The sequence below is a fragment of the Microbacterium sp. MAH-37 genome (assembly GCF_009758255.1).
Classification (GTDB): domain Bacteria; phylum Actinomycetota; class Actinomycetes; order Actinomycetales; family Microbacteriaceae; genus Microbacterium.
The window spans coordinates 98,448-122,718 of the sequence record NZ_WSEN01000009.1; the positions used below are offsets into that span (position 1 = coordinate 98,448).

The window sequence follows — 24,271 nt, forward strand, 5'->3', positions numbered from 1 at the left end:
TCCGAGGACACCACGATCCCCGGAGGTCCAGATGTCCCCATCCCCCGCCGCCCGTCTCGGGCGCGACCACGCGATCGACCTGGTCCGCGCCCTGTGCGTGACCGCCGTCGTCGTGCTGCACTCCCTCATGGTCGGGGTCACGGTCACCGCCGACGGCCCGGTGTTCGCCAATGCCGGTGACTCCGGGTGGTGGCTCGTACCCGTCAGCTGGATGCTTCAGGTGATGCCGTTGTTCTTCGTGGTCGGCGGGTTCGCGGGGCTCACGGCCTACGAGCGGATGCCGGAGGGCTCCGCCACCGCTTTCGTGACGGCGCGGCTGCACCGGCTGCTGCTTCCTGCCGTGGCGGTCATCGGCACCGCGGGTGTCGGCCTCGCCGCGCTCACGCTGGCCGGCGTCCCCGCGGACCTCGTCGCCGTCGCGGGCTACCGGTTCGGTCAGCCGTTGTGGTTCCTCGCGGTGTTCCTGCTCGCGCAGGCGCTGCTACCGCTGCTGGTCCGCGCACACCGTGCGGCACCGTTCGTCACGATCGGCGCACTCGCGGGCGGCGCCGTGGCCGTCGACATCGTGCGCGCGGCGACGGGTGTCGACGCGATCGGATTCCTCAACCTCGGTTTCGTGTGGCTGGCGATGCAGCAGCTGGGTTTCCACCTGGCGGACAGACGCATCGATGCGCTGTCGCGACGGGCGCGCACCGTCATCGGAGCGGTCGCCCTCGCCCTGCTCGTGATCACGTTCCTCACCGGGACGTACTCCCCCGACCTCATCGCGAACATCAACCCGCCCACGGCTGCGCTGATCCTGGTCGGCGTCGTGCACACGACCGTCTTCTCGCTGCTGCGCGCGCCGATCTCGTCCTTCGCCGCACGACCCCGTGCGCGTGCGTTCGCCGATTTCGTCTCGCAACGCGCGATGACCATCTACCTCTGGCACATGACCGTCCTGCTGGCGCTCGCAGGCGCCTCGGCGCTGCTGGCGAGCACCGGCATGCTCGAACTTCCTGCACCGGCTTCGCCGGGCTGGTGGCTCGGGCGCCCTGTCTGGCTGGCGCTCGCATTGGGGATCACCGCGCTGCTCAGCCTGCGCCTGTCGCGCATCGAGGCGATCCGCCTGCCGAGGAGGACACTCGGAGCCGGGCCTGTCGCGATCGCAGCAGTGCTCGGCACGGCGGCGATCGCGCTGCTGCTGGTGCAGGGCACCTCCACTACGACGGTGATCGCCGCGCTCACGGCCCTCGCGGGTGCGCTCGCGATCGTGACGCCGGCGCCGTCACTCGAAGTACAGGGAGTGGTGCAGCGCGCAGCGCGGATTGAACGCGGCCCCGCATCCGGGGCACTCGGTGGCCACGCGGTACTCGGAGACGCTCATACCGTGGGCGCACACACCGCATAGCGCCGCCACGGCACCTCCCTGCGCCGCCGGCCACACCGTACGCGGGTGGCCGGCGGCCTCGTCGTGGCAGTGCACGCACGGATACCATTCGCCGCAGCAGTGAAACCGCATGGCGACCACATCGAGGCTCGTGCGGTAGTGCGCGCACCGCGTCTGGGCGTCGACGACGGCACCACGGACCAGCTGCTCGCCCACGCGGATCATCGGACCATCCCTCGCGCCACCAGCGCGTCTCCGACGTCGTCGGCATGCTTCATCGTGAGGACCAGCAGCGGCAGCGCCGCACGGACGCCGAGCCGGGTTCCTCGTGCTCGCTGCGCATCGCGGACCTGCTCGGCGAGGCCCGCGATCACCGGCACCATCGCAATGGTGAGCGAGATCGTCAGGGCGACAGCCGCAGCGTCGACGCGGAACCGGCGAAGCGGCCGCAGCACGCGCTCCAGAACCGCCAGCAGGTCGCCCATCCGCGTCGTGCGAGTGACGAGATCGGCGAGCAATAGGAGAGCCACCACCCGACCCGTGTTCACCAGTGCGGTGTCCGCTCCGGTGAACAGCCACAGTGCGCCGCCGAGCACCAGCACGATCCAGCGCAGGCGCCACCACGTCTGGCCGAGCGCGACGACAGGCAGCCCCGCGACCGGGTACATGGCAGACACCGCCAGCACGACGGCGAGCATTCCGGCCGGCTCGGGTCGCCACAGTGACAGCGCCAGGGCGCACACCACCAGCCCCGCGAGTTTCGCACCGGCCGGCAACCGGTGCAGCAGGCCCGTCCCCGGCCGGTACAGCGAGATCATGCGCAGCTCGCGCGGTACTCGTCGATCACCTCTGCCGGGTCACCCTGCGCCCGCACCCGACCGTCCTCGAACAGCACCGCGTCGTCGCAGCGCGCGGCGAGCCCGAGGTCGTGGGTGACCAGCACCAGTCGGGATTCCAGCCCCAGCAGCAGGTCGCCGACGCGGCGCGCGTTGCGCAGATCGAGCAGGGTGGTCGGCTCGTCGGCGACGACGAGTTCCGGCTCCGTCACGAGCACGGAGGCCAGTGCCAGGAGCTGACGCTGGCCTCCCGAGAGCCCGGACGCCGGAACCTCGCCACGACCGGCCAGCCCGTACTCGGTGAGCACCGCCTCGATCCGCTCCGCCCGTTCGGCCCGAGGAACCCCCTGCAGCGACAGCGCGAGATCCTCCGCAGGTGTGGGCATGAGGATCTGCGCCTCGGGGTTGGTGAAGACGAACCCGACCCGGCGCCGCAGCGCCTTCGTCTCGCGTGCAGGATCCAGCCCCAGCACGCGGAGGCGACCGGAGGTCGGCATGCGCAACCCGTTCAGCAGCCGCGCGAAGGTGGACTTCCCCGAGCCGTTGCCGCCGATCACGGCGGTGCGTCGCGCGGTGAGCCGGACCGTGACGTTCGAGAGGATCGGACGGCCGTCCGCTTCGACCCCGACCCCTTCGCACGCGACACCCACGCCGGTCGCGGCCTCAGGCCGCATGGACCACCACCGCCGCGCGGCTCTCGAACGCCCGCGGGTAGGCACGGTGCAGAGCGACGGCGAGGACTGTCGCGGCGGCCGCCTTCAGCAGGTCGCCGGGCAGGAACGCCAGACTCGACAGCGCGGTCGGCGCCAGCGGCACACCGGTGACGAGGGCCTGCACCGGAATGCCGAAGAGGTAGACGACGAGGATGCCTCCCACGACCGCGCCGAGGCCGGCGCGCCACCACGTGAACCGGCCCCGATGGGCGATCAGCCCGATCACGACGGCGCCGGCGACCCAGCCGAGCAGGTAGCCAGCGGACGGACCGACGAAGACGCCGAGTCCCCCGCGACCGCCGGCGAGCACGGGAAGTCCGATCGCGGCGAGGGCCAGCACCAGCAGCACCGCCAGCGCTCCGCGGCGCGCGCCGAGCACGAGACCGGCGAGCATCACGCCCAGCGTCTGAGCGGTGATCGGCACCCCGCCAGGCAGCGGCACGACGACCATCCCGAGCACGACGATGAGCGCCGCGAAGACGGCGATGCGCGCGAGATCGGCACCGAGAGGACGGGGGGATGCGGACATGAAGAGCCTCCTGAACACTGTTCACCTGAACGCCGTTCAGTATACTGATCGCATGGCACCAGGACGACACGACCGCGACTCGGTCACGACGCTCGCCCTCGAACTGCTCGACCGCGTCGGCCTCCCCGACCTGTCCATGCGCAGGCTCGCTGCCGAGCTCGAGGTGCAGCCCAGCGCGCTCTACTGGCACTTCGCCAACAAGCAGGAGCTCCTCGCCGCGATCGCGGACCGCATCCTCAGCCGCATCCCGCAGCCGGAGCCCGGCACCGACGTGACCGACGTCGCCGCCGGCATCCGCGACGCCCTACTGGCCTTTCGCGACGGCGCCGAGGTCGTCATGTCCACCTACGCGCTGCGCCTCGGCGCGCGCCGCGCGCAAGACGCCCTGCAGGCGGTGATCGGCGATGCCGCGTCGGCCGATGCGCTGTTCGAGTTCATCCTCGGCCACACCACGCTTGTACAGCAGCGGATGCACGCCCAGAGCATCGGCGCGGCCACGGATGCTGCCCACGATCCCGCGGCGGAGCTCAATGACGTGTTCCGAGCCGGGGTGGGCGCGTTCGCCGCACTCAGCGTGATGAGGCGTCAGCAGAGCTGACCGCGCGCCCCTCCGGCCCGTCGCCGAGCCGGAATCCGGGAACCGCGGCGATCAGCAGCACCACCACGGCCAGTCCGAACACCACGGGGAAGCCGGAACCGGCGATCGGGAGGCTGACGAACAGCAGTCCGGCGATCGCGATCGTGACCGCCGAGCCCGTCGAGTCGGAGATCGACAGTGCTGAGGAGTTGAATCCCTCATCCGCCGGCGTCGAGTACGCAAGAGTGAGCACCGTGAGCCGCGGGTAGAGCAGGCCCATGCCTCCACCGGCGAAGCCCCAGAGCGCGACGACCGCCCACGGCGCCGCGTGCATCGCAGCGATCACGAGGACGCCGCCGAACCCGGCGAGCATGAGCACCGTACTGATGACCACCATCCGGCGGCTGCCGAGGCGCTCACCGTATCGGCCCTGCACGGCGGAGCCGCCGGACCATGCGAGCGCGGAGACGGTGAGCGCGAGGCCGGCGATCGTCGGGCTGAAGTCGAACCGCTCCATGAGCATCTTCGGCACATAGGCCTCCGCGGCGAAGAACGCACCGGCTGCCAGCCCGCGCATCAGTACGACGCTCGGCAGCCGTGGTGCGGCCCGCAGCGTTCCCGCCGGCAGCAGAGGTCGGATCGCGAACGCGATGGCCACGACGGATGCCGCCGCGAGCGGCCATCCCGCAGCCGGTGCGAGATCGGCGGCGAAACCGACCACGACCGCGGCGACGGCGACGATCACGGCGAGCACGATGCGGAGCCCGATCCGTGCGCCGGCGGGGAGTCCCTCGGTCGGATGATGCTCGCTCTCACCCGGGTGCGTGTTCAGGTCGACACCGCGCAGGCGGACGGCGACCAGCACGAAGGCGATCGCCGTCAGCACGGCGACCCCGAGGAACGCCCAGCGCCAATGCAGGTACTGCGCCACCGCGCCCGCGAGGAACGGGCCGACCATCGACGGCACGACCCAGGCCGCCGCATAGGCGGCGAAGATGCGCCCGTGCAGCTGCGGCGGATACACGCGCGCGACGACGACGTAGAGCGCGACGGTCTGCCCACCCCCGCCGAGGCCCTGGATGAGCCGCCCGAGGACGAGCGTGTACATGTCGGTGGCGGCGCCCGCGATCACCAGGCCGACGATGAACAGCGCGATCGCCGTGTACAGCGGCGCCCGCGGACCGGCCCGGTCGCTCCAGGCTCCGGCCACGACCATGCCGATCACGCCGGTGGCGAGGGTCCCCGCGAACGCGACAGCGTAGAGGGCCTCGCCGTGCAGATCCGTCGCGACCAGCGGCATCACCGTGGTGACGGCCAGCGCCTCGATCGCGGCGAGGAAGATCAGGACGACCGAGCCGACGGTGATGCCGAGTCGCTGGCTGTCCCAGATCGTCGCCGCGGATGCCGGGGCGCTCACCTTTCGACCAGCGGCGCGATGCGCTGCACGGCCTCGCGGACGATCTCGGGGCTGGTGCCGAAGTTCAGCCGCACGTGCCCGCGGCCCTCGGCGCCGAAGGCGGGTCCGAAATGCAGCGCGACCTTCGCCTCGCGGAGGATGCGCTTGGCAGGGTTCTCCCCCCAGCCGAGATCGGTCAGGTCGATCCAGGCGAGATAGCCGGCATCCGGCATCCGGTAACGGGATCCGGGCAGGTGCTCCGTGAGAAGCGTGCCCAGCAGCCGGCGGTTCTCGTCCAGAGCAGCGAGGAGTCCGTCCAGCCAGGGGTCGCTCTCCGGCGCGAACGCGGCGATCGCCGCGAGTAGCCCGAACTGACCGGTGCGCCACTCCACCTCTACCGGCAGGCCGCGGAGGACGGCCGTGTGCTCGTCCGAGGCGGCGATCATCAGGGCGCACTTCAGCCCGGCCAGGTTGAACGCCTTGCTCGCGCTCGTGACGGCGAAACCGACCCGCGCCGCAGCATCCGACGCCGCGAGGAACGGCGTGAAGCCGGCGTCCGGCTGCGCCAGCGGCGCGTGGATCTCATCGGAGACGACCACGGCACCGTGCCGCTCGGCGATCTCGGCCAGAGCCGCGAGAGCCTCGCGGCTGTGCACGGATCCGGTCGGGTTGTGCGGATTGCACAGCAGCACGGCGCGCGCACCGTCGGCGAGGGCGGCGTCAATGCCGTCGAGGTCCAGTTCCCAGCCGGTTCCGGTGTCGTGCAGCGGGACGCGCTCGACGACCGCTCCCGCCTCATCGACGAGGTCGAAGAACGGCGGGTACACCGGCGGAGTGACGACGACACGCTCCCCCGGCGCGATCACGCGGCGCAGGATCTCGACGATCCCCATGCTCACATCGGCCGTGGAGCGGATGCGGGCGGGGTCGGGCGTCCAGCCGAACCGGCGCTGCGCGAAGGAGGCGTAGGCCTCCGCCAGAGGCGTCTGCGAGGCGACATAGCCGGTGTCGCCGATGCGCACGGCATGCTCGAGCGCCGTGCTGATGGCCGGCGCGAGCGGGAAGTCCGTCTCGGCGACGAACATCGGCAGGACGTCCTCCGGGTACTCCCGCCATTTCTCGCTCGACCGCCGGCGCAGGACTTCGAGGGGAAGGGCACGGATCGGGGCGACGGTCATGGAACGAGCCTAGCGATGCCGCGGACGGCAAAGGGCACGGCCGCCAGGCGGCCGTGCCCTTCGTTCGTCTGTCAGATCGCGAAGCCGAGGGCGCGCATCATGTCGCGCCCGTCGTCGGTGATCCGCTCGGGACCCCAAGGCGGCATCCACACCCAGTTGATGCGGAACCGGTCCACGACATTGTCCAGCGCCTGCGCGGTCTGCTCCTCGAGCACGTCCGTCAGCGGGCAGCCGGCGCTGGTCAGGGTCATGTGGATGACGAGCGCGTCGTTCTCGTCGTCCCAGGCGAGATCGTAGATCAGTCCCAGGTCGACGACGTTGATCCCGAGCTCGGGATCCATGACGTCCTTCAGAGCCTCGGTGACCTCGTCGTACTTCTCGTCGGTCAGCGTTGCGGTCATGGCCTCAGCCTACGCTTCGATGGGAGCGGAGGGGTCGAGGAACCGGTCGTAGCCCTCGTCCTCGAGGCGGTCGGCCAGCTCCGGGCCGCCCTCTTCGACGATCTTGCCGGCGACCACCACGTGCACGAACTGCGGGCGGATGTAGCGCAGGATGCGGGTGTAGTGCGTGATCAGCAGCACGCCGAGGTTCGTCTCCTCCTTGGCGCGGTTCACGCCCTCCGAGACGATCTTCAGCGCGTCGACGTCGAGGCCGGAGTCGGTCTCGTCGAGCACGGCGAACTTCGGCTTGAGCACCTCGAGCTGCAGGATCTCGTGGCGCTTCTTCTCGCCGCCGGAGAAGCCCTCGTTGACGTTGCGCTGCGCGAACTTCGGGTCCATGCGCAGGTTCGCCATCGACGCCTTGACGTCCTTGGTCCACTGGCGGATCGAGGGAGCCTCGCCGTCGAGCGCGGTCTTCGCGGTGCGCAGGAAGTTGGTCACGGTGACGCCGGGGATCTCGACCGGGTACTGCATGGCCAGGAACAGGCCGGCGCGGGCGCGCTCATCGACGGTCATCGCGAGGACGTCCTCGCCGTCGAAGGTGATGGTGCCCTGGGTGACGGTGTACTTCGGGTGACCGGCGATGGTGTAGGCCAGGGTGGACTTGCCGGAGCCGTTCGGCCCCATGATGGCGTGCGTCTCACCGGTCTTGATCGTCAGGTCGATGCCGTTGAGGATCGGGGTGGTTCCGGCATCCGTCTCGACCGTCACGTGCAGGTCGCGGATCTCAAGAACAGACATTCAGATTTCCTTCGTTTCTCGTGCGATGGCGGCTCAGGCCGCGACCGTCGCACTCGGGTCGATGAGCACGTCGTCTCCGTCGATCGTGACGGTGTAGACCGGGACGGGCTCGAAAGCAGGGAGGTTGAGGGGCTTGCCCGTGACGAGCGAGAACGCTGAACCGTGGGCCCAGCACTCCAGCGTCTCGCCCTCGACGAAGCCCTCGGACAGCGAGATGTCGCCATGGGTGCAGGTGTCGCCGATCGCGTGCACGACGTCGTTCGAGTCGCGCACGACCGCGATCGGCTTGCCGTCGAGCACCACGCGCAGCGGCGTGTCCTGCTCGAGCTCGCTGAGTGCGCAGGCGCGCTGCGCGGTCACGCGTTCACCTCGGCGAGCTCGGCCTCGATGGCGTCCATGAGCTCCTCCTCCAGCGAGGGGATGCCGAGACGCTGGACGATGTCGCTGAGGAAGCCGAGCACCACCAGTCGGCGTGCCTGCTCCTCGTCGATGCCTCGGGCCTGCAGGTAGAACAGCTGCTCGTCGTCGAAGCGACCGGTGGCGCTGGCGTGGCCGGCACCGAGGATGTCGCCGGTCTCGATCTCGAGGTTCGGGATCGAGTCGGCGCGGGCGCCCTCGGTGAGCACCAGGTTGCGGTTCGCCTCGTAGGAGTCGGTGCCGACGGCGTCGGCTCCGATGAGCACGTCGCCGATCCACACGCTGTGCGCGCTCTCGCCCTGCAGCGCGCCCTTGTAGAGCACGTCGCCGACGGTGTGCGCGCCCTTGTGGTACAGGTACACCTGCGACTCGAGGTGCTGTCCGGCGTCGGCGTAGGACAGGCCGTACAGACGACCCTGAGCGCCGCTACCGGCGAGCTCGACGTTCGGGTTCACACGGACCAGACCGCCGCCGAAGCTGACGACCGAGTGCGTGAGCGCGGCGTCGCGGCCGACCTGCACCTGGTGGGATGCCGCGTGCACCGCGTCGTCCTGCCACTGCTGCACGCTCACCACGGTGAGCTTGGCGCCGTCGCGGACCAGGATCTCGACGTTCTGCGCGTACTGGGCCGAGCCCAGGTGACGCAGCAGCACGGTCGCCGAGCTGTTGACACCCGCCTCGATCACGATGTGGCCGTCTGCGCGGCGCTCGGCGCCCTGCCCGGTGATCGTCACGACGATCGGCTCAGCGACCTCGGCGTCCTGCGGGATGTCGATGTGAAGCGCCTCTGCGGAGCCCTTCCAGGCCACAGCGGAGACGACGTCCTCGGGGCGGAAGAACTCGCCGCGCGGGGCCGCTCCCGCAGCCAGCGGAGCGCCGACGTACTGGTCGGCGCTGATCTCGTAGGTCACGCCGTCGTTCTGCGGTGCGACCTCGAACAGGGCGCGCAGCTTCTCGACGGGAGTGTGCTTCCAGTTGACCTCACGGCCGTTCGGGGCGCCGAAGTCCTCGGGCTCGAACGAGTGCGGCCGCTCTGAACGGGTCTGCACCGGCACGAAGGCAGGCTCGACCTCGATGTATGCGGTTGTCACGGGTCAGCCCACCGAACCTTCCATGCCCATCTCGATGAGCTTGTTCAGCTCCATCGCGTACTCCATCGGCAGCTCACGCGCGATCGGCTCGATGAAGCCGCGCACGATCATCGCCATCGCCTCGTCCTCCGGCATCCCGCGGGACTGCAGGTAGAACAGCTGCTCCTCGCTGACCTTCGAGACGGTCGCCTCATGGCCGAGCTGCACGTCGTCGACACGGATGTCGATCGCCGGGTAGGTGTCGGAGCGGGACTGCGTGTCCACCAGCAGAGCGTCGCAGCGCACCGTGTTCGCGGAGTGGTGCGCGGCGGGATCCACCCGCACCTCGCCACGGTAGCCGGCGCGGCCGCCGCCGCGGGCGATCGACTTGGAGACGATCGACGACTGGGTGTACGGCGCCATGTGGATCATCTTCGCGCCGGCGTCCTGGTGCTGACCGGGACCGGCGAAGGCGACCGACAGGGTCTCGCCCTTGGCGTGCTCGCCCATCAGGTAGATCGACGGGTACTTCATCGTCACCTTGGAGCCGATGTTGCCGTCGACCCACTCCATCGTCGCGCCCTCGTGCGCCACGGCGCGCTTGGTGACCAGGTTGTAGACGTTGTTCGACCAGTTCTGGATCGTCGTGTAACGCACGCGGGCGTTCTTCTTCACGATGATCTCGACCACGGCCGAGTGCAGCGAGTCGGACTTGTAGATCGGGGCGGTGCAGCCCTCGATGTAGTGCACGTAGCTGTCCTCATCGGCGATGATCAGCGTGCGCTCGAACTGGCCCATGTTCTCGGTGTTGATCCGGAAGTAGGCCTGCAGCGGGATCTCGACGTGCACGCCCTTCGGGACGTAGACGAAAGAGCCGCCGGACCAGACCGCGGTGTTCAGCGCGGCGAACTTGTTGTCTCCCGGAGGGATGACGGTTCCGAAGTACTCCTCGAAGAACTCCGGGTGCTCGCGCAGCGCAGTGTCGGTGTCCATGAAGATGACACCCTGCTCCTCCAGGTCCTCACGGATCTGGTGGTAGACCACCTCGGACTCGTACTGCGCGGCGACGCCGGCGACCAGGCGCTGGCGCTCCGCCTCGGGGATGCCCAGGCGCTCGTACGTGTTCTTGATGTCGTCGGGGAGCTCCTCCCACGACTGCGCCTGCTTCTCGGTGGAGCGGACGAAGTACTTGATGTTGTCGAAGTCGATCTCGCTGAGGTCGGCGCCCCAGGTCGGCATCGGCTTGCGACCGAACAGGCCGAGACCCTTCAGACGGGTCTTGAGCATCCACTCCGGCTCGTTCTTGAGGCCGGAGATGTCACGCACGACGGCTTCGCTCAGGCCGCGCTTCGCGCTGGCGCCGGCGACGTCCTCATCGTGCCAGCCGAACTCGTACACCCCCAGACCCTCGAGCTCGGGGCGGTCGATCAGCACATCCGACATACACACTCTCCTCTACAGGCCGCAAACGGTGTCATCCGCCCCGGCATGCCCGACCCCCGTCGAGTGACCGGGGATGGGATACCGCTGTGGGGCCCTCATCAGCGACGCGTTCATCGCGCCTAAACTGTTGATGATGCGTCTCGCGCCAGGCGCGCGCATCTCAACAATCCGATTCTACAGGTTCCGCCGGCATCCGAGCCGTTTCCCGGGATGCGCGCGGGCCGGAGGTGCCATGCACGCCAGTTCCGTCACGTCCCGCCCCGAGACGAGCATCGTGATCTCCCGACCGCTGCGGGTGCTCGCGTGGCTCTCGTTCCTCGCCGAGGTCATCATCATCGGCACCGGCGGTGCGGTGCGGCTCACCGGTTCGGGTCTCGGATGCTCGGAATGGCCGCTCTGCACTCCGGAGTCCTTCACGCCGATCCTCGAGGTCCAGGGAGTTCACGGCGTGATCGAGTTCGGTAACCGCACGATGACGGGTCTGGTCGGGCTGCTCGCGCTGGCGGTGCTGATGCTGACCCTCCAGGCCCTGAGCGGACGCCGCCTGGTGCTGCGCGCGGTCTGGTTCGCCGTCGGCGGCATCGTCGTGGCCATCGGCGTCTTCATCGTCGCATCCGCCCTCGGCCTGCCCGCGGCGGCGCTGATGTCGACCGTCCTGCTCCTGACCGTGCTCGTCGGCGCCGTGGACTCGCTGCGCAGGGTCGGGCAGAGGCGCGATCTCGCGGTGCTCGCCTGGATCGTGCTCGTGGGCGTGATGGCGCAGGCCGTGGTGGGCGGTTTCGCCGTGCTGACCGACCTGAACGCGTTCATCGTCGGATTCCACTACACCTCGTCGCTGCTGCTGGTGTGCGTGACCGCCGCGTACCTCGTGCGCATGTACGCCGCGCCCGGCCCCCGTGAGAGCGCGGTGCCGCGCTGGTTCGCCGTTCTGACCCATGTCACCGGGCTCGCCCTGGCCCTCACGATCCTGTTCGGCGTGCTCACCACCGGCTCCGGTCCGCACTCCGGCGATGCGAACATCCAGCGCAACGGCTTCGACGCGACCTGGTTGGCACATGTGCACTCCTGGCCCGGCTACGTGCTCGCCGCGCTCATCGTCGTGCTGCTGATCAGCGCCTGGACGCTGCACCTGCCGCCCCGCAACTGGCTGATCGTGCTCGCGGGCGCCGTGCTCGTGCAGGTCCTCGTCGGGGTGCTGCAGGCCCGCCACGGCCTGCCCCCGGTGCTGGTCGGCATCCACATGATGCTCGCCTCGCTCTCGGCTGCGGCTTACACCGTCGTCGTCCTGAACCTGAAGCGCCCCGTGGCGGCTGAGCAGGCACCCGCCGTCGCGGCGCACGCAGGCCACGCATAGGCCGCGCACACCGCGCGCATCGAGCGGTCCGGCAGAGTGCCGGACATGAAGAAGACATCACTGGTCCGCTCCGTCCCCTATCTCCTCCTGGTGCTGCTCTCGCTCGCCGCGATCGGCGTCGGCGGCTGGCTGTCCACCCGCCAGATCGGCGCGATGACGTCGGCGCTTCTGGACGGCACGGCCACCGGTGTCGAGGTCTATGCCGGGCAGAGCTGGGTCGTGCTGGGCGCGGTCGTGCTCGGCGCCGGCGTGATCGGCCTGCTGCTGGCTCTGGCCCTCGCCGCGGCGAAGGCGCTGATCCCGCAGCCGCGGCCCGAGGTCGTCGAGCCGATCGACTGGACCGCGCAGCAGGAGACGCCCGCCGCGGACTCGACAGGTGTCGCGGATGTCGCGGAGACCGCGGAGACTGCGGCGCCGACCGAGGACGACTCCCCCGTCGAGCCCGTCGGCGCGGCATCGGCTCGCTGATCAGGAACGCGAAAGGGCCGGCTCCACGTTCGGAGCCGGCCCTTTCGTCAACCGTCGATCAGAACGGCATCAGCGGGTCGACCGCGACTGCCAGGAAGATCAGCGTCAGGTACGTGATGGATGCGTGGAACACGCGCATCGGACGCGGCTCGTTGCCGTGCACGGCGCGGTTGTACAGGCGGTGCGACTCGTAGATGAACCAGCCGCCGAAGACCAGCGCCGAGACCGTGTAGACCAGGCCCATGCCTGCGACGGGGATGAGCAGCAGCGAGCACGCGACGGTGGCCCAGGCGTAGAGGATGACCTGCAGGCCCACCTGCGACGGGGAGCGGGTCACGCCGAGCATCGGCACGTCGACGTCGTCGTAGTCGTCCTTGTACTTCATCGACAGCGGCCAGTAGTGCGCCGGCGTCCAGAGGAAAACCAGGACGAACAGCACCATCGGCGGCCAGGCGAGCGAGCCCGTCACCGCGGTCCAGCCGATGAGGACGGGGAAGCATCCCGCGATGCCACCCCAGATGATGTTCTGCTCGGTGCGCCGCTTGAGGATCATCGTGTAGATGACGACGTAGAAGAAGATCGCGACGGCCGACAGCGTGGCGGCCAGCCAGTTGGTCGTCCACCACAGCCAGGCCGTCGAGACGACGGCGAGCACCCAGGAGAAGACCAGCGCACCGCGCGGCGACACCTCGCCGGTGACGAGAGGCCGGTTCTCGGTGCGCTTCATGTGCACGTCGATGTCGCGGTCGAGGTACATGTTGAACGATGCCGCGGAGCCGGCGCTCATGGCGCCGCCGAGAACCGTCGCGACGATGAGCCCGACGTCGGACCAGGTGAACGGCGTCCCGCCCTTGGCGAGGATCATGACCGGCACGGTGGAGACGAGGAGGAGCTCCATCACCCGGGGCTTCGTCAGCGCCACATAGCCCTGGATCTTCTGACCGAGCGAGTACGTGCGGGCATCGGTCTGCGACATCGTCGAGATCGCGATCGCCTCCTCCATGCGAATGCTGACAGTTTCCTCCAAGTCTACGTCACCGCGCACGTGCGGCCGACGCTGAAATGAACCGTCTCACGCGTCTCGCGCCGCACTATGCTGGGGAACACTCGCGCGCCCAGGCGCTGTGCACACACCTCCGTGACGTCGCGGATCGCGCAGGGAATCCGGGCGCCTTTTTCCTTGTCAGAAGGGGCATGACCGTGGCGGAAGTCATCTGGAACGATCTCGACCGGAGAGCGGTGGACACCGCTCGCGTGCTGGCGGCGGACGCCGTGCAGAAGGTGGGGAACGGCCACCCCGGTACAGCGATGAGCCTGGCCCCCGTGGCCTACCTGCTGTACCAGCGGGTCATGCACCATGACCCGGCCGACACGCACTGGATCGGACGCGACCGCTTCATCCTGTCCGTCGGGCACTCCTCCCTCACTCAGTACGTCCAGCTCTACCTCGGCGGATTCGGCCTCGAGCTGTCCGACCTCGAGGCGCTGCGCACCTGGGGCTCGCTGACCCCCGGTCACCCGGAGTACGGGCACACCAAGGGCGTGGAGATCACCACCGGCCCGCTCGGCCAGGGACTCGCCTCGGCGGTCGGCTTCGCCTACGCCTCGCGCTACGAGCGCGGTCTGTTCGATCCGGAGGCCGCCGCCGGCACGAGCCCCTTCGACCACCACGTCTACGTGATCGCCGGCGACGGCGACCTGCAGGAGGGCGTCACCAGTGAGGCATCCTCGCTGGCAGGACACCAGCAGCTCGGAAACCTCATCGCGATCTACGATTCGAACCAGATCTCGATCGAGGGGGACACCGACGTCGCGTTCACCGAGGACGTGCGCAAGCGGTACGAGGCGTACGGCTGGCAGGTGCTCGAGGTCGACTGGCGCCGCACCGGCCAGTACGTCGAGGACGTGCAGGAGCTGAACGACGCGATCGAGCAGGGCAAGGCCGAGACCGGCAAGCCCACCCTGATCATCCTGAAGACCATCATCGGCTGGCCCGCACCGAACAAGTCCGGCACCGAGTCGGTGCACGGCAACGCTCTGGGTGCCGACGAGGTCGCCGCGACGAAGGTCGTGCTCGGCTTCGACCCCGAGAAGTCCTTCGTCGTCGAGGACGCCGTCATCGCGCACACCCGCGAGCTCGCCGCCCGCGCCGCCGAGGACCGCGCCGCCTGGCAGAAGTCGTTCGACGCGTGGGCCGCCGCCAACCCGGAGCGCAAGGCACTGCTGGACCGTCTCGAGGCGCACGCGCTGCCCGAGGGCATCGAGGCCGCGCTGCCCGTCTTCGAGTCCGGCACCGAGGTGTCCACTCGCGCGGCGTCCGGCAAGGTCATCAACGCCCTCGCACCCGAGCTCCCCGAGCTGTGGGGCGGGTCGGCCGACCTGGCAGGCTCGAACAACACCACGATCTCGGGCGCGCCGTCGTTCATCCCCGAGGAGTGGTCCACGCACGACTGGAAGGGCAGCCCCTACGGCCGCGTGCTGCACTTCGGCATCCGTGAGCACGCCATGGGCTCGATCCTGAACGGCATCGTGCTGCACGGCCCGACCCGTCCGTTCGGCGGCACGTTCCTCATCTTCAGCGACTACATGCGCCCGGCGGTGCGTCTGGCCGCACTGATGAACGTGCCGAGCGTCTTCGTCTGGACGCACGACTCCGTCGCCCTCGGTGAGGACGGCCCGACGCACCAGCCGATCGAGCAGCTCGCCTCGCTCCGCGCCATCCCGAACCTCACCGTCGTCCGCCCCGCCGACGCCAACGAGACCGCGGCGGCCTGGCTCGAGATCCTCAGCCGGCACGGCGGCCCCACCGGCATCGCGCTGACCCGCCAGAACATCCCCGTGTTCGCCCGAGGCGAGGGTGCGGCATCCGGCGACGAGTTCGCCTCGGCGGCCAACACCTCGAAGGGCGCGTACGTGCTCGCCGAGGCGCCGAACGGCACCCCGGACGTCATCCTGATCGCCACCGGCTCCGAGGTGCAGCTGGCCGTGGCCGCCCGCGAGACGCTGGCCGGCGAGGGCGTCAACGCCCGCGTCGTCTCGGCGCCCTCGCTGGAATGGTTCGCCGAGCAGGACGAGGCGTACCGCGAGAGCGTGCTGCCGAAGGCCGTCACCGCGCGCGTCTCGGTCGAGGCCGGCTCCGTGCTGAGCTGGCGAGGCATCGTCGGCGACCGCGGCCGCTCGATCGGCATCGACCACTTCGGCGCCTCCGCCGACTACAAGACCCTGTTCCAGAAGTTCGGCATCACCGCCGAGGCCGTCGTCGAGGCGGCACGCGAGAGCATCAAGGAGAACGCATGAGCACCCCCACCGCAGACCTCTCGGCCGCCGGCGTCAGCATCTGGCTGGACGACCTGTCCCGCACCCGCATCCAGTCGGGCAACCTGCAGCAGCTGATCGACACCCGCAACGTCGTCGGCGTCACCACCAACCCGACGATCTTCGCGAACTCGATGACCAACCCCGACGACACGTCGTACGACGCGCAGGTGCACGAGCTCGCAGCCTCCGGCGCATCCGCCGCGGACGCCGTTTTCGCGGCGACCACGCAGGACGTCCGCGACGCGCTGGACGTGTTCCGCCCGGTCTACGACGCCACCGGCCACGTCGACGGCCGTGTGTCGATCGAGGTCTCCCCCGACCTCGCCCACGACACCGAGGGCACGATCGCCCAGGCCAAGGAGCTGTGGGACCGCGTCGACCGCCCGAACCTGCTCGTCAAGATCCCCGCGACCAAGGCGGGCCTGCCCGCCATCGCCGCGACGATCGGCGCCGGCATCAGCGTCAACGTGACGCTGATCTTCAGCCTGGAGCGCTACGCCGAGGTCATCGACGCCTACCTGACCGGTCTCGAGACCGCGAAGGCTGCGGGCATCGACCTGTCGACGATCCACTCGGTCGCCTCGTTCTTCGTCTCCCGCGTCGACACGGAGACCGACAAGCGTCTCGCAGCGATCGGCACGGACGAGGCCACCGCGCTGAAGAGCAAGGCGGGCCTCGCCAACGCGCGACTCGCCTACGAGCTCTACGAGCAGACCTTCGCGGGCGATCGCGCGAAGGCGCTGCTGGACGCCGGTGCCACCCTGCAGCGCCCGCTGTGGGCGTCGACCGGTGTGAAGGACCCGGCGCTGCCTGACACCCTTTACGTGACCGAGCTGGTCGCCGCCGGTGTCGTGAACACCATGCCGGAGAAGACCCTGGAGGCCACCGCCGACCACGGTGTCGTCACGGGTGACACCGTGACCTCGACCTATGAGGCGTCCCGCGAGGTCTTCGAGGGCCTGAAGGCCGTCGGGGTCGACTTCGACGACGTCACGCAGGTGCTCGAGGACGAGGGCGTCGCGAAGTTCATCGACTCCTGGCACGACCTGCTCACCCAGGTCGCGGCGGGGCTCGAGGCCGCGCGATGAGTGTCGCCGTCCACGTCTCGGGGGCGGTCGCCGCCGCCGTCGAGGACACCGTCCCTCGGCTGGTCGCCGAGCTCATCGCGACCCGCCTCACCAGTGGAGACGCCACGATGTGGGGACCGGATGCCGAGGCCGAGGCCTCCATCCGACTCGGCTGGCTCGAGGCCGTGTCGGTCTCGCGGCCGCTGGTCACCGAGATCACGGCGCTGCGCGAGGAACTCGCCGCCAAGGGCGTCGACCGCTTCGTGCTGGCCGGCATGGGCGGCTCGTCCCTCGCACCCGAGGTCATCACCCAGACCGCGGGCGTCCCTCTCACGATCCTCGACTCCACCGCGCCCGGGCAGGTGCTGGCCGCTCTCGACGACGACCTCGCGCGTACCGCGCTCGTGGTGTCGTCGAAGTCCGGCTCGACCGTGGAGACCGACTCGCAGCGGCGCACGTTCGAGGCCGCCTTCCGCGACATCGGCATCGACCCCGCAGAGCGGATCGTCGTGGTCACCGACCCCGGTTCGCCGCTCGACGCCTCCGCGCGCGAGGCCGGGTACCGCGTCTTCAACGCGGACCCGAACGTGGGCGGCCGCTATTCGGCGCTCACCGCGTTCGGCCTGGTGCCCTCCGGTCTCGCCGGCGCAGATGTCTCCGAGCTGCTCGACGAGGCGGAGGCCTCGCTGCTCGAGGTCGCCATCGACACCGCCTCGAACCCCGCTCTGCGCCTCGCCGCGGCGATCGCCGGCGCCGACCCGCGCCCCGACAAGCTCGGCCTGATCACCGACGGCACGCACATCGTCGGGCTGCCGGACTGGATCGAGCAGCTCATCGCGGAGTCCACCGGCAAGGAGGGCACCGGCATCCTGCCGGTGGTGCTGCTGCCGGTCTCCCCCGAGGTCGAGACGACACCTGCCGACCTTCAGCTGGTGCGCCTCGTCGACGACGCCGACGAGTTCCATCTGCCAGAGCGTCACCACGGCGAGATCCTCGTCAGCGGCACGCTCGGCGCGCAGTTCGTGCTCTGGGAGTACGCCACCGCGATCGCCGGCTACCTGCTCGGCATCAACCCGTTCGACCAGCCCGACGTCGAGTCGGCGAAGGTCGCGGCGCGCGGTCTGCTCGATGCGCGTCCCGAGCCCACCCCCGCTGCATTCGTGCAGGAGGGCATCGAGGTGCGGGTGTCCGACGCCGCCCTGGCTTCCTCCGGCACGATCGAGGGCGTCCTCGACGCGCTCTGGGCTCAGCTGCCCGATGACGGCTACGTGGCCGTGCAGGCGTACGTGAACCGCCTGGACCTGCCCCAGCTGCAGGGTCTGCGCGAGATGGTCGCGGCGGACTCCGGGCGTCCCGCCACCTTCGGGTGGGGGCCGCGCTTCCTGCACTCCACCGGGCAGTACCACAAGGGCGGTCCCGCCCAGGGTGTCTTCCTGCAGATCCTGGAGCGCACCGACGTGGACCTGGAGATCCCGGATCGTCCGTTCACCTTCGGACAGCTCATCGAGGCGCAGGCCGCCGGCGACGCCGCTGTGCTCGCCGAGCACGGACGTCCCGTCGTATCCCTGACCATCGCCGACGCGTCCGCCGACGTGATGGCGCTGTTCGAAGCCGCCCAATAACACCGATCGAGGCACGGAACCGATGACAGTACCCATCTCGCGCGGGCAGAATCCGCTGCGCGATCCCGACGACCGTCGGCTGAACCGGATCGCCGGGCCCAGCGCCCTGGTGATCTTCGGGGTCACCGGCGATCTGTCCCGCAAGAAGCTCATGCCCGCGGTGTACGACCTCGCCAATCGCGGCCTGCTGCCCCCGGGGTTCGCCCTGGTCGGATTCGCACGCCGCGACTGGGAGGACCAGGACTTCGCCCAGGTCGTCTACGAGGCCGTCAAGCAGCACGCCCGCACGCCGTTCCGAGAGGAGACCTGGCAGCACCTGCTGCAGGGCATCCGGTTCGTGCAGGGCACCTTCGACGACCCTGAGTCGTTCCGCAGGCTGCGGGAGACCGTCGAGAAGCTCGACGTCGAACGCGGCACGATGGGCAACCACGCCTATTACCTGTCGATCCCGCCGAAGGACTTCCCGACGGTCGCCCGTCAGCTGAAGGACTCCGGACTCGTCGGCGACGCGAGCGACGACGATCAGTGCTGGCGACGCGTGGTGATCGAGAAGCCGTTCGGCAACGATCTGGAATCGGCCCGTGCACTGAACAGCGCACTGGAGGTCGCGTTCCCGGCCGACTCGATCTTCCGCATCGACCACTACCTCGGCAAGGAGACGGTGCAGAACATCCTCGCGCTGCGCTTCGCCAACGAGCTGTACGAGCCGATCTGGAATCGCAACCACATCGATCACGTGCAGATCACCATGGCCGAGGACATCGGTGTGGGCGGCCGTGCCGGCTACTACGACGGCATCGGTGCGGCGCGCGACGTCATCCAGAACCATCTGCTTCAGCTGCTCGCCCTCACCGCGATGGAGGAGCCGATCAGCCTCTCCGCCGAGCACCTGCGCTCCGAGAAGGAGAAGGTGCTCGAGGCCGTCCAGCTGCCCGCGGACCTGTCGCTCGCCACCGCGCGCGGCCAGTACGCCGGCGGCTGGCAGGGCGGAGAGAAGGTGAACGGCTTCCTGGAGGAGGACGGGATGAACCCCCGTTCCACCACCGAGACCTACGCAGCCGTGAAGCTGGAGATCGCGAACCGCCGCTGGGCAGGGGTGCCGTTCTACCTGCGCACCGGGAAGCGCCTCGGTCGCCGCGTCACCGAGATCGCCATCGTCTTCAAGCGCGCCCCGCATCACCTGCTCGCACGCACCTCGGAGCTCGGTCAGAACGCCCTGGTCATCCGCGTGCAGCCCGACGAGGGAGTCACGATCCGCTTCGGATCCAAGGTCCCCGGCGCCGGCACGCAGGTGCGCGACGTGACGATGGACTTCGGTTACGGACACGCCTTCACCGAGGCGAGCCCGGAGGCGTACGAGCGCCTCATCCTGGACGTCCTGCTCGGCGACCCGCCGCTGTTCCCGCGGCACGAGGAGGTCGAGCTGTCCTGGAAGATCCTCGACCCGGTCGAGGAGTACTGGGCCGCGCAGGGCGGTCCGCTCGAGCAGTACGCCCCCGGCTCCTGGGGTCCGGCATCCGCCGACGCCCTGCTGGCCCGCGACGGACGAGTCTGGAGACGCCCGTGATCATCGACCTGCCCGACACCACCGTCAGCCAGATCGCCAAGCAGCTCGTCAAGACGCGCGAAGAGGGCGGCGCGGTGGCCCTCGGCCGAGTGCTGACGCTCGTCATCGCCGCGCGCAACGGCGTGGCCGAGGAAGCGATCGACGCCGCGAACGACGCCTCACGCGAGCATCCGATGAGGGTGATCGTGCTCACCGTCGGAGACGGACCGTCACGTCTCGACGCGCAGATCCGCGTCGGCGGCGACGCCGGCGCCAGCGACGTGATCGTTCTGCGCGCGTACGGCGAGGCCGCCAGCAATGCGGAGAGCCTCGTCACGGGACTGCTGCTGCCGGACGCCCCGGTCGTGGCCTGGTGGCCCGACGAGGCGCCGACGGAGGCCGCTGCCGCCCCACTAGGCCGCATCGCCCAGCGCCGGATCACGGACGCCGCGACGTCGCCCGACGTGCGCGACAGGCTCGCCCTGCTGGGGCGGACCTACACGCCTGGAGACACCGACCTCGCCTGGACGCGTCTGACGCACTGGCGTGAGCAGCTCGCCGCCGTCCTGGATCAGCCGCCCTACGAGACCGTCACCGGCGTCGAGGTGCGCGGCGCCGCCGCATCGCCCTCGACGGCGCTGCTCGCCGCCTGGCTGCAGATGGCATTCGACGTGCCGGTGCGCTGGTCGTACGAGGACCCGGAGCACTGGCAGGAGGGCATCAAGTCGGTGCGCCTGCACCGGGCCTCCGGCGACATCCTCCTGGAGCGACCGTCGCCCGGCGTCGCCCGGCTCACCCAGCCCGGCCAGCCCGACCAGGAGCTGCACCTGCCGCGCCGCACGCTGCGCGAGTGCCTGGCCGAGGAGCTGCGGACCCTCGACGCGGACGTGCTGTACGGTCGAGTCATCACCGATGGCTGGGAGCGGCTGGGACCGCCGGAAACGGGAGTGTGACGATGGAGCAGGCGCGCGCGGTCAAGACGGTCGTCGTCGAACCCACGCCGGCGGAGCTCGCCGCGAGGGTCGCCGACCGCTTCCTGACCAGGGTGCGCGCCCGCACCAGGGACGGACGCGTCGCCCACGTCTGCCTGACCGGCGGATCGATGGGCGGCGCCGTCCTGGCCGCCGTCGCCGAGCATCCTCGGGCGGCGAAGGTCGACTGGTCGCTGGTGCACTTCTGGTGGGGCGATGAGCGCTTCGTCGCGCGCGACGACCCGGACCGCAACTCGCTGCAGTCCCGCGGCGCCCTGCTCGATCACATCCCGGTGCCGGCCGAGAACGTGCACGAGGCGGCCGAACCGGGCGAGATGAGCCTCGACGAGGCCGCGCATGCCTACGCCGCCGAGCTGGCGCGCTACGGCACGGACGAGCGCCCCTGGCCCTCGTTCGCGGTGTGCTTCCTCGGCGTCGGGCCCGACGGCCACATCGCGTCGCTCTTCCCGGACCGCCCCGAGGTGACGGTGACGGATGCCGCCGTGCTGCCGGTCCGGGACTCCCCCAAGCCTCCGCCGGAGCGCATCACGCTGACGCGCCCGGTGATCAACGCCTCGAAGCGCGTCTGGCTGGTGCTCACCGGCGCCGACAAGGCCTCCGCGCTCGGCCTCGCCCTGGCGGGCGCGAGCTACGCGAGCGTGCCGGCCGCCGGTGCCAAGGGACGGCGACGCACGGTCTTCTTCGTCGACGAGGCCGCCGCATCCGAGGTCTCTCCCGACCTCATCGACCGCGACTACTGAGAGGGGTCGTCGGGCGCACCCGCCGGCCGGGCGCCCGGCTCCCCGGACTCGGGCTGCGGCTCCGATCCTGTCGTGGGAGTGCTCCCGCGCGTGATCGCGTGCTCCTGACTCTCGCTGATCATCTGCGGGTGGTACCGGGCCAGACCGAACACTCCCCACACCGCGATGCCGCCCGCGACGGCGAACCCGATCTGCACCCACAGCGGCGCGGCATCGGCCTCGCCGAGCACGAGGATGCCGATCAGCACCGCGACGATCGGATCGATCACGGTGAGACCGGCGATCACGAGGTCAGGAGGACCAGACGCGTACGCGGTCTGGACGAAGTAGCCGCCGGCGACCGCCGCGGAGACCAGCGCGATGACGCACACCAGGGTCACCCAGTCGAACTCGCCGGCCTGGATGCGGCTGATCACTGCCTTCGCCAGAGTGGCGACGAACCCGTAGAGGATGCCTGCGCCCGTGACGTAGAAGAGCGCCCGCATGCGGTGCCGCAGCACGAGCCAGCTGACGAACAGCAGGATGATCACGACCAGCAGGATCGCCAGGATGACGAACAGGTCGCGCTCGGTGATCGGACGCTCGGTGGCGTAGATCGCCGCGAGGGTCACGAACAGGAAGATGCCGCCCACGCAGGCGATGATCGCGGTGAGAGACTGCCTGGTCGGCGAGTGGCCCGAGATGCGGGCGTTCAGGAGCGTCGTGATCACCAGTGCGATCGCGCCGAGCGGCTGCACGACGATCAGCGGAGCCACCGCAAGGGCCGCCAGCTGGCAGACCACGGCCAACCCCAGCATGAGGGTGCCGATCAGCCAGGAGGGCCGCGTGAGCAGTCCCTTGAGCTGCGTCATCGAAAGCCCCGTGGTGCCCTCGGTGCCGGTGATGCGCTCGACCTTCTCGACGCCGCGGTGCTGGTACTGGGCGCCCAGAGACATGAACACGGCGCCCGCCAGGGCGAGCGGAATGCCCATCAGCAGTCCGGGGTTCTGAAACACCCCGACCAGCTGGTCCGCGACTTCCCCCGCCATCCCCGCTCCATTCACACGTACGACTGTACCGGGCACGGTTCGCGAACCCGGTGCACAGTAGGGTTGTGGCGTGACTGTTCTTGCCATCCGCATCATGGGCGACCCGGTTCTGCACGCACGCGCGGACGAGGTCGGTGAGGTCACCGACGAGATCCGAACGCTGGTCGCCGACATGTTCGAGACCATGGACGTCGCTCCCGGCGTGGGTCTGGCCGCCCCGCAGGTCGGCGTCGCCCTGCGGATCTACACCTACTCGTACGTCGACGACGACGAGCAGCCCTGGCGCGGCGCGATTCTGAACCCGGTGCTCTGGATGACGCCGCCCGAGCCGGGCTCGCCCGACCCCGACCTCGAGTCCGAGGGGTGCCTGTCTTTCCCCGGCGAACGGTTCCCGCTGCGGCGCTCCGACCGCGTGCTGGTCACCGGCACCGATCTCGAGGGCGAGCCGGTGCGCATCGAGGTGGACGGCTGGCGCGCCCGCATCATGCAGCACGAGTTCGATCATCTGGACGGGATCCTCTACGTCGACCGTCTCTCGGACAGCGACTGGAAGACGGCGCAGAAGATCGCCCGCAAGCGCGGCTGGGGCCGCCCCGGCAAGAGCTGGATGCCTGGCGTCGACGACCTCGAGGGCTGAGCCGGCACGAAAACGCAGCGGCCCCGCTCCGAGAACGGGACCGCTGAGAAGCCGAGCCCGTTACACCGCGGCGTCGGCCGCCGCACGCAGCGCGGCGACATCGATGCGGTTCATGCCTTGCAGCGCCGCGCCGGCAGCTGCCGCACGGCGCGGATCCGCGTCGGTGAGCAGTTCGACGAGCGCCTGCGGCACGACCTGCCAGGAGAGCCCGAAGCGATCCTTCAGCCAGCCGCAGCGGCTCTCCTCGCCGCCGTTCGAGACGAGCTCGTCCCAGTAGCGGTCGACCTCGGCCTGGTCGGCGCATTCGATCACGAATGACACCGCCTCGGTGAAGGGGAACTGCGGCCCGCCGTTGAGCGCGAGGAACGCCTGCCCGTCCAGCTCGAACGAGACGGTCAGGACCGGCCCGCCGTCACCCATGCGGCTGACATCGGTGATGCGCGAGTCCGGAAAGACCGACACGTAGTACTTCGCCGCGTCGAGGGCCTGTCCGTCGAACCAGAGGTTGGGGGTGATGCGAGGCATTTCGATTCCTTCCATAGGGCCGCCCGTTCGGCGGCTTCATATGTGAGTCGGAGCCGGTTCGCCATTCTCGACATCCGCGCGAAGATCTCTTGAGAATTATCCGGCGCGCGTCGTCAGATCGGAAAGAAGAAGGCCCGGCCTCTGAAGAGGCCGGGCCTGTGGCTCCCCCGGATGGACTCGAACCATCAACCTGCCGATTAACAGTCGGCTGCTCTGCCAATTGAGCTACAGGGGATCATCTCTGGCATGTCACCCGCGAGCGGGC

24 protein-coding genes, 1 tRNA gene and 1 pseudogene are annotated in these 24,271 nt (G+C 69.7%); 11 read left to right on the forward strand and 15 right to left on the reverse strand.

The genetic code is table 11. The features are described 5' to 3' along the window. The first annotated feature begins 31 nt into the window (after positions 1 to 31). Positions 32 to 1,390 (forward strand): acyltransferase family protein, encoded by a 1,359-nt coding sequence (locus GON06_RS12715; protein ID WP_232528463.1) that lies wholly within the window; start codon positions 32 to 34, stop codon positions 1,388 to 1,390. 18 nt (positions 1,391 to 1,408) lie between these two features. Here the strand turns inward: GON06_RS12715 and GON06_RS19100 are convergent. The 4 genes and pseudogenes from GON06_RS19100 to GON06_RS12735 all read right to left on the reverse strand — a co-directional run. Beyond that, a pseudogene (locus GON06_RS19100) lies at positions 1,409 to 1,594 on the reverse strand (CHY zinc finger protein); the annotation flags it as partial. Then, complete coding sequence (locus GON06_RS12725; RefSeq protein WP_157312668.1) at positions 1,591 to 2,187, reverse strand: energy-coupling factor transporter transmembrane component T family protein; 597 nt, start codon at positions 2,185 to 2,187, stop codon at positions 1,591 to 1,593. The pseudogene GON06_RS19100 and the gene GON06_RS12725, both read right to left, overlap by 4 nt. Continuing rightward, complete coding sequence (locus GON06_RS12730) at positions 2,184 to 2,879, reverse strand: energy-coupling factor ABC transporter ATP-binding protein (protein WP_157312669.1); 696 nt, start codon at positions 2,877 to 2,879, stop codon at positions 2,184 to 2,186. Before GON06_RS12730 ends, GON06_RS12725 begins: the two co-directional genes overlap by 4 nt. Continuing rightward, positions 2,869 to 3,447 carry a biotin transporter BioY gene (locus GON06_RS12735; RefSeq protein ID WP_157312670.1) on the reverse strand — a complete coding sequence of 193 codons (579 nt, stop codon included), beginning with the start codon at positions 3,445 to 3,447 and terminating at the stop codon, positions 2,869 to 2,871. The genes GON06_RS12730 and GON06_RS12735 overlap by 11 nt, the downstream gene beginning before the upstream one ends. 52 nt (positions 3,448 to 3,499) lie before the next feature. On the opposite strand from GON06_RS12735, the gene GON06_RS12740 reads away from it, so the two are divergent. Then, on the forward strand, positions 3,500 to 4,045 hold the full coding sequence (locus GON06_RS12740) for a TetR family transcriptional regulator (RefSeq protein WP_157312671.1): 546 nt from the start codon (positions 3,500 to 3,502) through the stop codon (positions 4,043 to 4,045). On the opposite strand, the gene GON06_RS12745 is transcribed toward GON06_RS12740, so the two are convergent. The 7 genes from GON06_RS12745 to sufB all read right to left on the reverse strand — a co-directional run bounded on the left by GON06_RS12745 (position 4,017) and on the right by sufB (position 10,709). Continuing rightward, a complete protein-coding gene (locus GON06_RS12745) occupies positions 4,017 to 5,441 on the reverse strand; it encodes an MFS transporter (RefSeq protein WP_332837505.1) in 1,425 nt (474 codons plus the stop codon). The genes GON06_RS12740 and GON06_RS12745 overlap by 29 nt on opposite strands. Then, a complete protein-coding gene (locus GON06_RS12750; protein WP_157312672.1) occupies positions 5,438 to 6,598 on the reverse strand; it encodes a MalY/PatB family protein in 1,161 nt (386 codons plus the stop codon). Before GON06_RS12750 ends, GON06_RS12745 begins: the two co-directional genes overlap by 4 nt. Before the next feature lie 71 nt (positions 6,599 to 6,669). Beyond that, complete coding sequence (locus tag GON06_RS12755) at positions 6,670 to 6,999, reverse strand: metal-sulfur cluster assembly factor (protein WP_116242845.1); 330 nt, start codon at positions 6,997 to 6,999, stop codon at positions 6,670 to 6,672. Positions 7,000 to 7,008: 9 nt separating this feature from the next. Beyond that, positions 7,009 to 7,779, reverse strand: a complete 771-nt coding sequence (sufC, locus tag GON06_RS12760) for a Fe-S cluster assembly ATPase SufC (protein ID WP_157312673.1) — start codon at positions 7,777 to 7,779, stop codon at positions 7,009 to 7,011. A gap of 33 nt (positions 7,780 to 7,812) precedes the next feature. Beyond that, positions 7,813 to 8,139: a non-heme iron oxygenase ferredoxin subunit gene (locus GON06_RS12765; protein WP_332837506.1), complete on the reverse strand. Its 327-nt coding sequence runs from the start codon at positions 8,137 to 8,139 to the stop codon at positions 7,813 to 7,815. After that, complete coding sequence (gene sufD, locus GON06_RS12770) at positions 8,136 to 9,287, reverse strand: Fe-S cluster assembly protein SufD (RefSeq protein WP_332837507.1); 1,152 nt, start codon at positions 9,285 to 9,287, stop codon at positions 8,136 to 8,138. Before sufD ends, GON06_RS12765 begins: the two co-directional genes overlap by 4 nt. 3 nt (positions 9,288 to 9,290) lie before the next feature. Further along, on the reverse strand, positions 9,291 to 10,709 hold the full coding sequence (sufB, locus tag GON06_RS12775; protein ID WP_157312674.1) for a Fe-S cluster assembly protein SufB: 1,419 nt from the start codon (positions 10,707 to 10,709) through the stop codon (positions 9,291 to 9,293). Between the two features lie 232 nt (positions 10,710 to 10,941). On the opposite strand from sufB, the gene GON06_RS12780 reads away from it, so the two are divergent. After that, positions 10,942 to 12,063: a COX15/CtaA family protein gene (locus GON06_RS12780; protein ID WP_157312675.1), complete on the forward strand. Its 1,122-nt coding sequence runs from the start codon at positions 10,942 to 10,944 to the stop codon at positions 12,061 to 12,063. Positions 12,064 to 12,108: 45 nt separating this feature from the next. Continuing rightward, a complete protein-coding gene (locus tag GON06_RS12785; RefSeq protein WP_157312676.1) occupies positions 12,109 to 12,531 on the forward strand; it encodes a hypothetical protein in 423 nt (140 codons plus the stop codon). A 58-nt stretch (positions 12,532 to 12,589) separates the two neighbouring features. On the opposite strand, the gene GON06_RS12790 is transcribed toward GON06_RS12785, so the two are convergent. Then, the gene (locus tag GON06_RS12790) at positions 12,590 to 13,522 is read right to left on the reverse strand and encodes a heme o synthase (protein WP_378734819.1); all 933 of its coding nucleotides are present in this window, start codon (positions 13,520 to 13,522) and stop codon (positions 12,590 to 12,592) included. Between the two features lie 203 nt (positions 13,523 to 13,725). Here GON06_RS12790 and tkt point away from each other — a divergent pair, with 203 nt between their 5' ends. Genes tkt through pgl form a run of 6 tightly spaced genes read left to right on the forward strand, consistent with a single transcriptional unit; the run spans position 13,726 to position 21,816 of the window. Next, the gene (gene tkt, locus GON06_RS12795; protein WP_157312677.1) at positions 13,726 to 15,828 is read left to right on the forward strand and encodes a transketolase; all 2,103 of its coding nucleotides are present in this window, start codon (positions 13,726 to 13,728) and stop codon (positions 15,826 to 15,828) included. After that, entirely contained in the window at positions 15,825 to 16,937 is a 1,113-nt protein-coding gene (gene tal, locus GON06_RS12800; protein WP_157312678.1) for a transaldolase, read from the forward strand. The genes tkt and tal overlap by 4 nt, the downstream gene beginning before the upstream one ends. Next, on the forward strand, positions 16,934 to 18,538 hold the full coding sequence (locus tag GON06_RS12805) for a glucose-6-phosphate isomerase (protein ID WP_157312679.1): 1,605 nt from the start codon (positions 16,934 to 16,936) through the stop codon (positions 18,536 to 18,538). The genes tal and GON06_RS12805 overlap by 4 nt, the downstream gene beginning before the upstream one ends. 22 nt (positions 18,539 to 18,560) lie before the next feature. Then, entirely contained in the window at positions 18,561 to 20,105 is a 1,545-nt protein-coding gene (gene zwf, locus GON06_RS12810) for a glucose-6-phosphate dehydrogenase (RefSeq protein ID WP_157312680.1), read from the forward strand. Next, on the forward strand, positions 20,102 to 21,037 hold the full coding sequence (locus GON06_RS12815) for a glucose-6-phosphate dehydrogenase assembly protein OpcA (RefSeq protein ID WP_332837509.1): 936 nt from the start codon (positions 20,102 to 20,104) through the stop codon (positions 21,035 to 21,037). Before zwf ends, GON06_RS12815 begins: the two co-directional genes overlap by 4 nt. Before the next feature lie 2 nt (positions 21,038 to 21,039). Further along, a complete protein-coding gene (pgl, locus tag GON06_RS12820) occupies positions 21,040 to 21,816 on the forward strand; it encodes a 6-phosphogluconolactonase (protein WP_157312681.1) in 777 nt (258 codons plus the stop codon). Here pgl and GON06_RS12825 read toward each other — a convergent pair. Then, positions 21,810 to 22,844 carry a DMT family transporter gene (locus GON06_RS12825; protein WP_157312682.1) on the reverse strand — a complete coding sequence of 345 codons (1,035 nt, stop codon included), beginning with the start codon at positions 22,842 to 22,844 and terminating at the stop codon, positions 21,810 to 21,812. The genes pgl and GON06_RS12825 overlap by 7 nt on opposite strands. 70 nt (positions 22,845 to 22,914) lie before the next feature. Between GON06_RS12825 and def the strand changes: the two genes are divergently transcribed. Next, a complete protein-coding gene (gene def / locus GON06_RS12830) occupies positions 22,915 to 23,481 on the forward strand; it encodes a peptide deformylase (protein WP_332837510.1) in 567 nt (188 codons plus the stop codon). Positions 23,482 to 23,541: 60 nt separating this feature from the next. Here def and GON06_RS12835 read toward each other — a convergent pair whose 3' ends face one another. Together GON06_RS12835 and GON06_RS12840 are read right to left on the reverse strand one after the other, a co-directional pair. Beyond that, the gene (locus GON06_RS12835) at positions 23,542 to 24,006 is read right to left on the reverse strand and encodes a VOC family protein (protein ID WP_157312683.1); all 465 of its coding nucleotides are present in this window, start codon (positions 24,004 to 24,006) and stop codon (positions 23,542 to 23,544) included. Positions 24,007 to 24,165: 159 nt separating this feature from the next. Then, positions 24,166 to 24,241 (reverse strand) — tRNA-Asn (locus GON06_RS12840). Positions 24,242 to 24,271: the final 30 nt, after the last annotated feature.

Bases quoted from the DNA above. Each gene is read 5' to 3' on its own strand.
- GON06_RS12715 (WP_232528463.1), top strand. From the start codon at position 32: ATGTCCCCATCCCCCGCCGCCCGTCTCGGGCGCGACCACGCGATCGAC.
- GON06_RS12725 (WP_157312668.1), bottom strand. From the start codon at position 2,187: ATGATCTCGCTGTACCGGCCGGGGACGGGCCTGCTGCACCGGTTGCCG.
- GON06_RS12730 (WP_157312669.1), bottom strand. From the start codon at position 2,879: ATGCGGCCTGAGGCCGCGACCGGCGTGGGTGTCGCGTGCGAAGGGGTC.
- GON06_RS12735 (WP_157312670.1), bottom strand. From the start codon at position 3,447: ATGTCCGCATCCCCCCGTCCTCTCGGTGCCGATCTCGCGCGCATCGCC.
- GON06_RS12740 (WP_157312671.1), top strand. From the start codon at position 3,500: ATGGCACCAGGACGACACGACCGCGACTCGGTCACGACGCTCGCCCTC.
- GON06_RS12750 (WP_157312672.1), bottom strand. From the start codon at position 6,598: ATGACCGTCGCCCCGATCCGTGCCCTTCCCCTCGAAGTCCTGCGCCGG.
- GON06_RS12755 (WP_116242845.1), bottom strand. From the start codon at position 6,999: ATGACCGCAACGCTGACCGACGAGAAGTACGACGAGGTCACCGAGGCT.
- sufC (WP_157312673.1), bottom strand. From the start codon at position 7,779: ATGTCTGTTCTTGAGATCCGCGACCTGCACGTGACGGTCGAGACGGAT.
- sufB (WP_157312674.1), bottom strand. From the start codon at position 10,709: ATGTCGGATGTGCTGATCGACCGCCCCGAGCTCGAGGGTCTGGGGGTG.
- GON06_RS12780 (WP_157312675.1), top strand. From the start codon at position 10,942: ATGCACGCCAGTTCCGTCACGTCCCGCCCCGAGACGAGCATCGTGATC.
- GON06_RS12785 (WP_157312676.1), top strand. From the start codon at position 12,109: ATGAAGAAGACATCACTGGTCCGCTCCGTCCCCTATCTCCTCCTGGTG.
- tkt (WP_157312677.1), top strand. From the start codon at position 13,726: ATGACCGTGGCGGAAGTCATCTGGAACGATCTCGACCGGAGAGCGGTG.
- tal (WP_157312678.1), top strand. From the start codon at position 15,825: ATGAGCACCCCCACCGCAGACCTCTCGGCCGCCGGCGTCAGCATCTGG.
- GON06_RS12805 (WP_157312679.1), top strand. From the start codon at position 16,934: ATGAGTGTCGCCGTCCACGTCTCGGGGGCGGTCGCCGCCGCCGTCGAG.
- zwf (WP_157312680.1), top strand. From the start codon at position 18,561: ATGACAGTACCCATCTCGCGCGGGCAGAATCCGCTGCGCGATCCCGAC.
- pgl (WP_157312681.1), top strand. From the start codon at position 21,040: ATGGAGCAGGCGCGCGCGGTCAAGACGGTCGTCGTCGAACCCACGCCG.
- GON06_RS12825 (WP_157312682.1), bottom strand. From the start codon at position 22,844: ATGGCGGGGGAAGTCGCGGACCAGCTGGTCGGGGTGTTTCAGAACCCC.
- GON06_RS12835 (WP_157312683.1), bottom strand. From the start codon at position 24,006: ATGCCTCGCATCACCCCCAACCTCTGGTTCGACGGACAGGCCCTCGAC.